Origin of the sequence: Winogradskyella sp. (assembly GCF_965228925.1) — a bacterium.
Taxonomy (GTDB): Bacteria; Bacteroidota; Bacteroidia; order Flavobacteriales; family Flavobacteriaceae; genus Winogradskyella.
In genome coordinates this window covers 1032199-1044669 of the sequence record NZ_OZ245845.1, presented here as the reverse complement: position 1 = coordinate 1044669, position 12471 = coordinate 1032199, and the positions used below count along the sequence as shown (strand labels likewise).

14 protein-coding genes are annotated in these 12471 nt (G+C 36.5%); 6 read left to right on the top strand and 8 right to left on the bottom strand.

Annotation, left to right across the window (positions count from 1 at the left end; all coding sequences use genetic code 11):
- Together ACO052_RS04225 and ACO052_RS04220 are read right to left on the bottom strand one after the other, a co-directional pair.
- The gene (locus tag ACO052_RS04225; RefSeq protein ID WP_422106772.1) at nt 1-471 is read right to left on the bottom strand and encodes a thioredoxin family protein; all 471 of its coding nucleotides are present in this window, start codon (nt 469-471) and stop codon (nt 1-3) included.
- The gene (locus ACO052_RS04220; RefSeq protein ID WP_422106771.1) at nt 471-2825 is read right to left on the bottom strand and encodes a TonB-dependent receptor; all 2355 of its coding nucleotides are present in this window, start codon (nt 2823-2825) and stop codon (nt 471-473) included. Before ACO052_RS04220 ends, ACO052_RS04225 begins: the two co-directional genes overlap by 1 nt.
- 160 nt (nt 2826-2985) lie before the next feature.
- Between ACO052_RS04220 and ACO052_RS04215 the strand changes: the two genes are divergently transcribed.
- Entirely contained in the window at nt 2986-3651 is a 666-nt protein-coding gene (locus tag ACO052_RS04215; RefSeq protein ID WP_422106770.1) for a hypothetical protein, read from the top strand.
- Nucleotides 3652-3670: 19 nt separating this feature from the next.
- Here the strand turns inward: ACO052_RS04215 and ACO052_RS04210 are convergent, their stop codons facing one another.
- The 3 genes from ACO052_RS04210 to ACO052_RS04200 all read right to left on the bottom strand — a co-directional run bounded on the left by ACO052_RS04210 (nt 3671) and on the right by ACO052_RS04200 (nt 6639).
- Complete coding sequence (locus ACO052_RS04210) at nt 3671-5128, bottom strand: hypothetical protein (RefSeq protein ID WP_422106769.1); 1458 nt, start codon at nt 5126-5128, stop codon at nt 3671-3673.
- A gap of 12 nt (nt 5129-5140) precedes the next feature.
- Nucleotides 5141-5683 (bottom strand): RNA polymerase sigma factor, encoded by a 543-nt coding sequence (locus tag ACO052_RS04205; RefSeq protein WP_422106768.1) that lies wholly within the window; start codon nt 5681-5683, stop codon nt 5141-5143.
- Between the two features lie 161 nt (nt 5684-5844).
- Nucleotides 5845-6639 (bottom strand): TerB family tellurite resistance protein, encoded by a 795-nt coding sequence (locus ACO052_RS04200; protein ID WP_422106767.1) that lies wholly within the window; start codon nt 6637-6639, stop codon nt 5845-5847.
- Between the two features lie 208 nt (nt 6640-6847).
- On the opposite strand from ACO052_RS04200, the gene ACO052_RS04195 reads away from it, so the two are divergent.
- From ACO052_RS04195 to ACO052_RS04180, 4 genes are all read left to right on the top strand, one after another.
- Nucleotides 6848-7258 carry a BrxA/BrxB family bacilliredoxin gene (locus ACO052_RS04195; protein ID WP_422106766.1) on the top strand — a complete coding sequence of 137 codons (411 nt, stop codon included), beginning with the start codon at nt 6848-6850 and terminating at the stop codon, nt 7256-7258.
- Between the two features lie 188 nt (nt 7259-7446).
- On the top strand, nt 7447-7863 hold the full coding sequence (locus tag ACO052_RS04190; protein WP_422106765.1) for a hypothetical protein: 417 nt from the start codon (nt 7447-7449) through the stop codon (nt 7861-7863).
- 18 nt (nt 7864-7881) lie between these two features.
- Entirely contained in the window at nt 7882-8619 is a 738-nt protein-coding gene (locus tag ACO052_RS04185) for a lysophospholipid acyltransferase family protein (RefSeq protein WP_422106764.1), read from the top strand.
- Nucleotides 8616-9272: an HD domain-containing protein gene (locus ACO052_RS04180; RefSeq protein ID WP_422106763.1), complete on the top strand. Its 657-nt coding sequence runs from the start codon at nt 8616-8618 to the stop codon at nt 9270-9272. The genes ACO052_RS04185 and ACO052_RS04180 overlap by 4 nt, the downstream gene beginning before the upstream one ends.
- On the opposite strand, the gene ACO052_RS04175 is transcribed toward ACO052_RS04180, so the two are convergent.
- Both ACO052_RS04175 and ACO052_RS04170 read right to left on the bottom strand, forming a co-directional pair.
- Nucleotides 9273-9446 (bottom strand): hypothetical protein, encoded by a 174-nt coding sequence (locus ACO052_RS04175; RefSeq protein WP_422106762.1) that lies wholly within the window; start codon nt 9444-9446, stop codon nt 9273-9275.
- A gap of 13 nt (nt 9447-9459) precedes the next feature.
- Nucleotides 9460-10332 (bottom strand): AraC family transcriptional regulator, encoded by an 873-nt coding sequence (locus tag ACO052_RS04170; RefSeq protein WP_422106761.1) that lies wholly within the window; start codon nt 10330-10332, stop codon nt 9460-9462.
- 211 nt (nt 10333-10543) lie between these two features.
- Here ACO052_RS04170 and ACO052_RS04165 point away from each other — a divergent pair, with 211 nt between their 5' ends.
- A complete protein-coding gene (locus ACO052_RS04165) occupies nt 10544-11101 on the top strand; it encodes a hypothetical protein (protein ID WP_422106760.1) in 558 nt (185 codons plus the stop codon).
- A gap of 64 nt (nt 11102-11165) precedes the next feature.
- Here ACO052_RS04165 and ACO052_RS04160 read toward each other — a convergent pair whose 3' ends face one another.
- Complete coding sequence (locus tag ACO052_RS04160) at nt 11166-12239, bottom strand: PA0069 family radical SAM protein (protein ID WP_422106759.1); 1074 nt, start codon at nt 12237-12239, stop codon at nt 11166-11168.
- Nucleotides 12240-12471: the final 232 nt, after the last annotated feature.

The following is a 12471-nucleotide window of genomic DNA, read 5'->3' as shown; positions in this document are numbered from 1 at the left end:
CTAGAGTTGCTTTAAAATTGTGAGCATTTCCTTAGGCGGAATATATTGATAAAACCGCTTTTCTATATTAAAATCCTTATCCAAAATGACGGTCGCCGGTAACTCTAAGTCTCTATCTTTTCGTCCTGCAAGGAACTCTGGTATTTGATGAAAAGCCGTTCGCTTTTTCCCAGCATTGAGATTCACAAAGGTCTGGCCTCCAAAGTGAATACTATCCTTCGATTCTACATTGAAACTCACCGCATAATAATCCGCATTTAAGACTTCAATAATATCGGGTTTTGTATAAACGGCCTCTTCCATTTTTTTGCAGTAGACACACCAATCCGCATAAAAATGCACAATCACTTTTTTGGGTTTTTCTGTTAAAGCGGTTTCTAACTCCCCAAAAGACAACCAGTTTACTTTTTCTTTTGGTACAAAACCTAAAAAGAAAAATCCAATTAACGCTATGATTACTAATGATCTCATCAATGCATTTTTCCTATTTTAATTCCTAAAAAGAATGTTCTCGGCAGTGCTGGTCCATATACATAATCCGAATCTCTTGTGGGGCCCACTTCAAAATCATCCTGAAAACTATTAAACATGTTCTTTACCCCAGCATTTAAAGTTAACTTAAAATCTTTGGATACGTCAAAGTGTGCTTGGGCGTTAAGATTTAAATCGAAAAAGGCCTCGCTTTCATTTAAACTCAAAAATCCCGAGTCACTAATGACGCGTGGTACAATCATCTGCCCTGTGTAAGTTCCGGTTATTGAAACACTGTAGGTGTCATTTGGTGTCCAATTGGTATTTAAATAACCATAAACGTTCGGGTTTCGGGTAAATTCACTAATTAATATATCGCTTTCATTTGGGTTACTACCATCTGCTTCAAACAAAATTTGAGCTTCGTCATACGCTGTACGCTGCAAGGTACCCCCTAGCTGAAATAACCATTTTTTGGATGGCGAGACACCAAATTCAAAATTGGCGCCATACACGGTAGCGCCTTCCCCATTTCGTACTTCTTCTACAATAGACCCATTTGGCAATTGCGCTCCTGTACTGACCAAGGTAAATGGATCTTCGAGACTAGTGTAGAAGCCTTCAACTAAGAAATTGGTTTGTGTCCTACCAAAGGTTTTGGTATAATTAAACGATCCTGTAAAAGCATTAGAAAATTCAGCTTCCAAATCATTGGAAAGAATTACAAATTGCGGTTCGCCACCAACAGAGGAAATATGGAGGTCCTCATTAAAGGCCTGAGGCGCCCTAAATCCTCTGGCATAGCCTCCTCTAAGCTTTATATCTTCGGTCAGTTGATAAGACAATGTTAATCTAGGATTTAAAGTGGTTTGTGAAATATCCACATCTCTTGAAATATCACCAACAGTATAGATGCCGTCTACATTGATATGATCCACGCGAGATCCTATTAAAGCAGAAAATGCCTTACTAGGTTTCCATTCGTATTGGGCATATACACCTAAAGCATTAACATCCTGATCCACACGTCTATTGTAACCAATAATATTATCATCGGTACTGCTGATATTATACTCAACGCCCGAGGTGAGCACATCACGCTTAAACTGCTTTGTAAATTGGAAACCGCTCGCAACGGCTAAATCTGTAGTAATGCCATAAGCATTTAAAGCCGTTAAGCTATCCTGAGCTGTTCTCCCGCCGCCCAATCCGCCGTAGTAACTATCTCTATCCGTATATTGCACAGAGCTGTAAATGGAATAATAGTTGGTGTTCTTGGCATTGTTAAAATCATAACTTACACCTCCCATTATCGTATTATGCGTCAGTTCCTCTGTAATATCCGTAAGATGAGGAGGCAAATCCAAACGGTCTCCACCACGACGGTATTCGTTGAGTACGGTGGCATCCACTGTAACGCGGCTTCTGTCCGTGGGTTTGTAATACAGTTTCGTACCAAAGGTTGTATTCTTTAGTTCCACGATTTCCGTAAAACCATCGTCATTGGCATCCCACTCATCTCTATTTCTATGAAAGCCATAAAATGTGGCTCCACTTCTTAAATCATCCGACACCAAGGAGGCGTTAAAATTCAATACACGATCTGGTGTGTCGCCATCTATAAGCCCCAAATAACTACCGACTTCCCAAGTATTCAATACGGGATCTTTGGTAATAATATTGACGGTTCCCGCAATCGCATTAGATCCAAAAAGTGCAGAACCACCACTTCTTACAATTTCTACCCTGTCGATAATCTGTGTCGGGATTTGTTCCAATCCATAAACACTATTTAAGGCACTGAATACTGCGCGACTGTTAACTAAGATTTGCGAATAGCTACCATCCAGTCCATTAAGCCTAACTTGTGTAAAACCACAATTCTGACAATTATTCTCCACACGCACTCCAGGAGAGAAATTTAAGCTTTCAGAAACGGCAAGCGCCTGTGTCGCAGTAATGAGCTTTTCCCCTAAAGTATTGACAACAATGGGTGCTTCTTTTTTATTAACACGGTTCCTTGTGGCACTCACTACGACCTCTTCTAAGCCCAGTAAATCTTCAACCAACAAAATAATAAGGTTAGACGCATTTGTTGAAGAGATTGTAATAATCCTGTCTTTTGGCTGATAGCCCAAAGCATTAACTTGAAGCTCGTATTCCCCATAAGGAATCTGTAATGCGAACTGGCCTTCTTTATCAGAATATGCAGTATACACCTTAGAAGCATTCATAAACTTTAAGGAGGCATAGGGCACCGTTTCCTCACCAAAATTTACAAAGCCCTTCACATTTTGCTCCTGCGCCACTATTAAATTAACAGCAAATAAAAAGCAAGCTAATACAAGTCTCATTATATATGTTTTTTTTGCAAATATAAATATATTTTTAGACTTGCCTAAAAATTATTGTGTCAATCATCAAACATTTTACTACTTTTCATCTTAACACTTTCATTTCGTTTGGTCTATAAATCAAATTACTTTATTTTTATAGGATATTAAACCAACTAAAATGAAAAAAATTACCCCTATTTTATGCTGCCTAATGGCCGTGATGACATTACAGCATTGTTCAAGTGTAAAAGTTTTGGATTCTTGGAAAAGCGACAGCGTTTCTGACGTAAAAAACAGAAACTTCCTTGTCGTTGCACGGTCGTCTAACACACAAGCCCGGTTAGCTTTCGAGAATGAGATTGTAAAGCAAATGACATCTAATGGATATAAAGCCACAGCCAGTTATGCAAAATTTGGGGATATGAATCCTAACGAAGAACCTTCTGAAAGCAATAAGGGAAAAATTAAGAAGCTATTGGATGCTGAAGGCTTTGATGGTGTTGTACTCACTGTGATGAAAGATTATCAAGAAGAAACCAGAGTACAAAGAGAAGGGGGCTATTACGAAGGAGGCAACTACTATGGGTACTATCCGAGATATTATGGTGGATTTTACACCTACTACCGTCACCCCATGTCTATGAGGACTCTAGGAAATTATGTGCCTGAGACCATAACCACCACGACCTCTAAAGTTTATATTTTGGAAACAACGATTTATGATTTAAAGGCCAAAGACGATAATCAGCTTGTCGCTATAGTGACTAGCCAAATAGATAATCCGGCAAGTGCTTCTGCCGCCGCATCTGCTTATGTCAAGAAAGTGGCTGCGAGCTTGAAGTAATCAAGGTTTTTTTAGATAATTATAATTTTAAAAGTGATTTAATCTGATTTTTATTTCGCTTCTTGTATTCCAAGAATAAGTCGTTATGGTCTTCAGAATACTTTATGGCTTTGCGACACACATAAAATGTATTATCAACGATACAAAAAGAAACAAGTGTAAAAGCCTTTCCTCGAGGTATGTCTATTGAACTCGTATAGATATTTAAAATGGTATTGCTCTTCATATCTACAAGGTATGTCTGATGCCATACGGTATCTCCCTTATAGGCTTCATCAGCATAAATATTGAAGTTAAAATTAAGATTGGTTTCTATGTTGACTTTTATCTTGTCTTCAATTTTAGAGTATTGATCTATGTTGATCCACCCTAATTTAGAGATATTAATAGACTCGTAAAATGCCATTTGTTTAGAATAGTTATCATTAATTCTTTTTGAATCGTAAATTGTTAGTATGCTATCACTATAATTTTTGCGCATAAGCTTTACTACGCTATCTTTTTTAATTATTGAGGTTTTATAAACATAAACCTCACCAAACTCTTCTAGCTCTTGGTAGACAATTAATGTATCTTTCTGAGTTTGGTTATTTTCAATTTCAGGAAATTTGCTAACAACTTCACGACTGCTCAAAAAGCCTAATGTGTCTAATTTCAAGAATGACTGATACGTTTCAACACCACCAAAAGCTCTTGTTCGAATCTCATTCAAAATAAGTGTGTCTTTACAAAAGATGACAAATTGCTCTTTATTCTTTAATTCGATTTCTGTCGGTTTCCAATTTAAATCACCTTTTTCTGTCCTATCTCCATAAAAAATCAGCATGTTTTCTTCTTTTGTGTTCTTAGGAAATACAGCACTAATAGTTTTGCCCTCTTTTAATCTTAAAGATGTTGTGTTCGATTTTATATCAATCTTAAATACCCCTCCAGAAATCAGCCATTTACCATTAGATATTGTTTGTGCATTAGCTAGCAATAAATCTTGTTTGTTGGTGAGTTCCATTAATTCAATTGTGAGATTTTTGCCATTAAAATCCTTACCAGAATCAAACTCTAAGTCATCTGGATTAATTGTAAGTTGTGTTCCTTTTTCCCCAGTAATAGTTATGATCGAATCCGCTGATACTTTAAAGCTCTGAGTCAACTCAGTTTTAAAACTTAATGATTCCTCTAGTTCATTTTTAGCCCCATTCTCATTTTTAAAAACTAACAGCCAAATCATTAGAGCCATAAATAATATTGTAGCAGTAATAATTACGTACTTCAACCATTTGCTCTTTATAAATGCTCTTCTAGCTTTATCAATCTCCTTGAGCAATTCAACACGCTCCATGCCTTTTAAGATTGATACATGTTCTTCAAAACTATTGTTAAATTCTGAATCCGTTTGCAATCGTTGTTCAAAAGCAAAAATTTCAGATTCTGTGAGCTCTTTATTGAGATAAGCGTTTATTATGTTTATCGTCTCTTCCATAATGTTTTCGAATTAAGATTGAACGGTTTTAAGTTGTGTTCTGTAGATGTCTTTTGCTTTTTGCAAGCATTTATACTTCTGGTTTTTTGCACTTTTTTCACTTTTAAATTGCATGAGTTCTGCAATAGCTTTAAAAGTCTTTTTCTTAATGTAAAACCATCGAAGTAGTTGCTGACATCGTTCTCCTAATTCGCGAAATGCATGTTCTGCCAATCTATATTTCCGTTCTTCTAAAACAGCGTCAAGTATAGAGACTTGTTCACTTTCTAGATTGTGTAATTCTTGCTTTGAAAATTGCTTTTGAGCGTCTTTCCAAATAAATCGAGACACCGAGTAGAGGTAAGTGTAAAATGAAGATGTGAGTTTGAAATCTGATTTTTGGAGATTTCTGTGAAGAATGATCAATGCTTCCTGAAATACATCACCAGCATCTGCTTTTGTGCCTCCTTTGGAGAGCACCAGTTTTTCAATTCTCGGATAGAGCCTGTATAAGGCTTTAAATGCTTTTTCGCGTTGACCTTCTTTAAAAAGTCCCATTATATTGTCGTCGCTCATAAGAGTAGTTTATCTATTAATGGTCATTTTACAAAAAGGTCACCTAGAATTTTTAAATAAAATTCTTGAGTCGTCCTAAAAGCTTTCGGGATTCCCTCTGAATAACATAGACATGATGTTTGAAGTTTGGACGATAAACTTGCGACTGAAAACTGCTTACCTTATTTAAAACCTCTCTCGTTTTGAATATGCTCATAGGCCTCTTGCACCTGTCTAAATTTTTCCTCCGCGCCTTCTTGGTGCTCCTTTCCTAAGTGCCCTACACGATCTGGATGGTATTTTTTGGCCATTTTGCGATATGCTCGTTTCACCTCATCATCGGAAACGGATTTGTCGATTTCAAGAATCTTATAAGCATTGTTAGTCATATCGTAGAACATGGCCTTTATACTTTCAAAATCTTTATTGCTGATGCCCAAATAGCCCGACATGGTATAGATTTGTCGTATTTCGACCTCTGCAACATGACCATCAGCCTTTGCGATTCCGAATAAAAAATGAAGCAATTGCAAGCGCGATGCATGATCCATCATTTGCTTGATCTGTAAGCACACCTTACGCATCGATATATTTTGTTTAGAGATACGCTTAAATAACTCGAAAGCATGATTGGCTCTTTCTTTACCGTACATATTTCTAAACTGCTGACGGACATAATCCAACTCACGCTGGTCTTGCTTGCCATCGGCCTTAATGATTATGGAAGCCAAAATAAGCAGGCTCACCTCAAAATCACCCGACCTCGTTTGGGGTTTTTGATCTCTTCTGGTTTGTTTTGGACGTTGACGATAAGGATCGCGTCGTCGAGATCGCCCTGTCTGACGTTCCCCCAATAATGGTGTGCCTTCGCCAGCCAAATTATCAACAAAACTACCCAAGGCTATACCAATAATAGCCCCAATGGGCCCACCAAAAGACCAACCTATTGCACCACCGATCCACTTTGCAAAACTCATCTATTCTTTTATTATTTTTAGTGAAAATCAAATATACTATTTGTTAGTCTAAATTTATCAATTTTGTTACGATAGAAAATCTAAATACTACCATACATACTGCTTACTACTTACGGATGACTAGCTGCCATTTTTGCGTATCTTTGTATTCTGATTGTCCCGATAGCTATCGGGATCGGAACAAAAGTGTTAATTAAAAAGAAAATATATGTATCCAGCAGAATTAGTAAAACCAATGCGCGAAGATTTAACCAACGTTGGTTTTGAAGAATTACATACTACAGAGGCTGTTGATAACGCCCTTGCCAAGGAAGGTACAACTTTAGTGGTTGTAAATTCGGTTTGTGGCTGTGCTGCGGCAAATGCAAGACCTGGCGCCCGTATGAGTTTACAAAATGCAAAACGCCCTAATAATTTGGTGACCGTTTTTGCAGGCGTAGACAGAGAAGCTACGGACAAAGCAAGAGAATATATGATTCCATTTCCCCCAAGCTCCCCGAGCATGGCTTTGTTTAAAGATGGCGAATTGGTACACATGTTAGAACGCCACCACATTGAAGGGAGACCAGCGGAATTAATTGCAGAAAACCTTATGGATGCTTATAATGAGCATTGTTAATCGTTTGTCATTACGAGGACAAAGGATGTGGCAATCTCATTATGTTATTTTATAATTCAAGCAGATTGCTTCACTAAGTTCGCAATGACCCTAAAGTTTTTAAAACTAAACCACGACTTAAGTCGTGGTTTTTTTGTTTTACGGCGCAACCATTAGTTTATTTATGCATCTAACCTTTAAAAACAGCTATGAAAAAAATCTTTAGTCTTAATTCAATATTGATTTTACTGGCCCTCAGCTCATGTGATTACTATTATGGGTATGATTTAAGTATTACTAACGCCACTGAGTCAGATCTACTTGTTAAGGCCTTTAGAATAAATGAAAATGACGAATATGATACTTTTTTTGATGAATTCATTGCCCCAAACAATACATTACAATTTGATATCCTACAACGAGGTGGAAATTGTGCTAAAGATTGCCCTGTAGCTCCTCTTGATCAAGATTATTTCACTGAGGATTGGAGTTTAGATAGTATTGTAGTCATCAAAGATGGTGTAAGTATTAGCGACTATATAAATAAAATATCCCATTGGGAATTCCGCTCAGAGAATCAACTCGGCATCTATGAAATAACACTTTTTGATGCCGACTTTGAATAGGTTTTCTAACTTTGCAACATGCAAAAATTACTAGCCTATCCGCTTACGGTTTTATATTTTATCTGCTTTGGTTTAACCCTAGTTATTTTCCACCCTATTCAATGGTTTTGCAAAAATAGCTTTGGATACCAAGCGCATAAAATCAGTGTGGATTGGTTACAGTTTTTTTTAATGCGCTGCCTTAATCTATTAGGCACGACCTTTTCTTTTAAAAATCCATACACCATAGAAAAAGGTGTACCTCTCATCTTGGTAGCCAATCATCAGAGTATGTACGATATCCCGCCTTTAATTTGGTATTTGAGAAAACATCATGTAAAGTTTATTAGCAAAAAAGAATTGGGTAAAGGTATACCTAGTGTCTCTTATAATTTGCGCCATGGTGGTTCTGTACTTATTGATCGAAGGGATGCCGTATCGTCTATTGAAGCTATCAAAGATTTTGCAAAACGCATCGCAAAAAACAAATGGGCCGCTGTTATTTTTCCCGAAGGAACGCGAAGCCGCGACGGTCGACCAAAACCTTTTAAAACAAAAGGCTTATTAACCATGATGACGTATGCGCCTAACGCTTTAATTGTACCCATTAGTATTAATAATTCCTGGAAAACCTTGAGATATGGTAAATTCCCAATGGGCTTAGGTGCCAACATCACATTCACAGTTCATAAACCTTTACAGGTTGACCTTTACGATGATAAATTGGAACTCTTAAATCTTGTGGAAGCCCAAGTTAAAAGCAGTATTAACACATGACTAATGAAACGCTTATACAAAATACCATAGTTTTTGTAAAAGACGCCTTAAAAAATGCAGAAGGTGGTCATGATTGGTTTCATACGCAAAGGGTGTACAATAATGCCAAGCTTATCGCAAAAACTGAAAATGTAGACGATTTAGTCGTTGAATTAGCTGCATTATTGCATGATATAGCGGACCCGAAATTCCACAACGGGGATGAAACTATTGGCCCAAGAAAAGCAAGTACATTTCTCCTAAAACAAAATGTGGATAGTGAAATTATTGAGCATGTATCGCAGATTATTGAGAATATGTCCTTCAAGAACTCCTTTGATTTAAACACCTCTTTCAACTCAAAGGAAATGGAGGTAGTACAAGATGCAGATCGTTTAGATGCCATTGGTGCTATTGGTATTGCTCGGTGTTTTAATTACGGTGGCTTTAAAAACAGAGCGCTTTACAATCCTGACATACTACCCAACCTTAATATGACCAAAGCTGAATATAAAGCCTCAAAAGCCCCAACCATCAACCATTTTTACGAGAAACTGTTACTGTTGAAAGACCAAATGCATACAAAAACAGCAAAGAGAATTGCTCAAGAACGGCATAACTATATGAATGGTTTTTTAAAGCAATTTTTTGCAGAATGGGAAGGCCATAAATAACTAGTTCTCCTTTGCTATTTCTAAAGCCGTAAGCTTGTATTCAATAATAGCCATTTCCTCACCATATTTAATAAGCTCATCTGCAGTGATGTTGGACTTGGAATTTACTTTATTCAAAATATGTTGCCCTCTTTTATAATAGTATTCTATAGCAATATCAATCTTTTTATCCATGATGTTATGATTTCTATTGGACCATAAGTTTTAGCTCACTTCTATACTTCGAGGCACTTTTCCCAGTAAATTCTTTAAACACCTTATTGAAATGTGAAAAATTATTAAATCCACATTCGTAACTTATATCGGTAATACTCATTTGACTTTCGGACAAGAGCTTCGTGGCATGCACTACACGATATTCGTTAACCAGTTTTGTAAATGTCTTGCCGGTTACTTTTTTAAAGTATCTACAAAAGGCAGGAACCGTCATACTTACCTTATCGGCAATCTCGTCCAAACTTATATGGTCCCTAAAGTTGTCATTAATATGATTAAAAATCTTATCGATCTTGGCGCTATCTTGAGGCTCGGTCTCAAAGGTGTAGCCGTCAGCATTCAAAATCGTATAATCCTCTGACTTTGCCAAACTGTGCAATATCTCTAAAAGAACCAATATCTTTTTAAAACCTTCTTTCTCTGACAGTTTTTCTATTTTCTTACCCAACTTCTTCTTTGTTGGAATACCGAATAAAATGCCGCTCTTGGCCCTTTCGAATAAATCGCTAATCCGGTCCATCTCTGGAATATTGAAGAAATTCTCACCCAAAAATTCGGGCCGAAATTGAACGATAGTTTCTGTGCCGTTCACCGTCAGCCTATCTGTAAACCCATTATGAGGCAAATTAGAACCAATTAATAACAATTGACTATTATTAAAGTAAGACAAATGGTTGCCTATATGACGCTTCCCTTTGCCCTTATTTACATAGACCAGTTCGATCTCCGGGTGAAAATGCCAAAAGGGTTTTTTCTCTCCAATGTCCGATTCATGCTTAATGACACGCATGGAACTTCCAAACTCAGGACTTATCTTTTCTAAAGTAGGTTTTCTAGTACTCATCATTATCCTATTAATACAAAGTTAGTCGTAAATAAAAAGCAAAACCTATATACAATTATCATTAATATATGCTATTTTAACATTATATTATGTCATACATGAATATTTGGTTAATTTAGAACATAAATATGCCAAAATCCTTGTTTTTCAGCTCTAAGTTCCAAGATATCTTTGCAGTGTTAAATCAGTTTAACCCAAAAAATTGAAAACAATGAAAAAAATAGTTAGAAACATTTTAGTAGTAGCGGTAATGTTGGGAACATATACAGGCTACGCAAGCGAGACAACTAGCAATTTACCTACATCTTACGACGTAAAAAAAGGCAAATATATATCGGTGAAGGATGAATCAGGTAATGTGATCTATAAAGGAGAAATTGATCACAATAGAAGCATTAAAGATTTCTTGAATTTCTCTCAGTTAAATGATGGCGTCTATTTTGTTGAAGTCTCCAGAGCTTATGAGATAGAAATCAATACGGTAGAAGTAAAGAATAGCCTTGTATCTTTTATTGACACTGCGAAAGAAACGTTTTTTAAACCGGTATTTAGAGCTGAAAACTCCAAAGTTTTTATCTCAAAGTTAGCATTAGACGCTAAAGAAATGAAAGTTGAGCTTTACTTCGAAGATGAACTGTTTCACACAGAAACTATAAAAGGAGGAAAGGTCCTAAATAGAGTGTACCAATTAGACCATAGGTTACCTGGTGACTATACCGTAGTTATGAGGACTAATGATCGCGTTTATGTAGAACATTTTAGAATATAAATTGATTGTTTATATATTTAGTTATTTATTAGTATTAAAGTGGGCTTTTAGGCCCACTTTTTTATTAAAATAATTTCATCTGCCCGTCTCTGTATTGCTCATACAAATCCGTATTGAGTTTTGGCATGGCCTTATGCTTAAAATACTTTAGTCTAGCCAATGCCACTAAATCGTTGATTTGCTTCGCGATTTGACCCTCGCCACGCATTCTAAGGCCAAACCTACTTTCGTTTAATTTACCTCCATGGCAATTTTCTATTTGATGCAGTACCTTATCTGCTCTATCTGGTAAAGTCTTTCTAATCCAATCGGTAAAGATTTCGCCAATGGCCCCATTTAGTCTTACCACGGTATGCGCTATACTTAAAGCACCTGTTTGGGACACAGCCTTAGCCATTGGTAAAATTTCATGGCTATTTATAGACGGAATTATTGGAGCCAACATCACATTGACTGGAATGCCATTTCCGCTTAATTCCTTTACCACTTGAAGACGCCTTTTAATGGTGGCTGTTCTAGGTTCCAATATGCGTCTTGTATCTTCTGACAAAGAGGTTATAGATACGTTGACCGCAATCAATTGATCTTTTGCCAGTTCCTTCAATAGGTCCAAATCCCTTAGAATTAATGCATTTTTAGTAATGATTGCTGTTGGATGTTTATACTTCAAAAACACTTGTAAACATTGTCTTGTTAGTTGAAACTTCTGTTCAGCCGGTTGATAACAGTCCGTATTACCAGACATTACAATAGGGTGTGCTTTCCAGTTTTTCTTTTTCAAAAATGCCTCCAAGAGTTGAGGGGCACTTTTTTTTACCAAAATCCGTCGTTCAAAATCCAGACCTGCACTAAAACCCCAGTATTCATGGCTATTACGCGCATAGCAATAGATGCAACCATGCTCACAGCCTTGGTACATGTTCATAGAATAGGCCATGCCAACATCCGGACTAGTGACCTTATTGACAATGGTTTTAGGGAAGACATTAAGATATAAGGTTTTGTTTTTGTCTGCGACTTCACCCTCTTTTTCGCAAAACTCCAAAAAATCATCCCGCATCTCATGGGACAACTCAAAAAAACGATTATGAACATTGCGTTGGGCGCCACGACCCTTAATCACCTTTTTATTAAACATATTAAAATTTTATTTGTAAAATTACAAATAAAATAATCTCATAAATTAAAACATATGTTTTAATTTATCAACACAAAATCACCTTGTGATTCAAAAAAATAGTGGGATTTTCAAGTATTTATCCAAAATAAAGCGGTTAATATGGCATACTAATTTGTTAAAATACTTCTTTTCAGTGATTTAAAAAGCCGTGAACTTTGTAAAAAAATAAAATCATGAAAAAGCAACATCT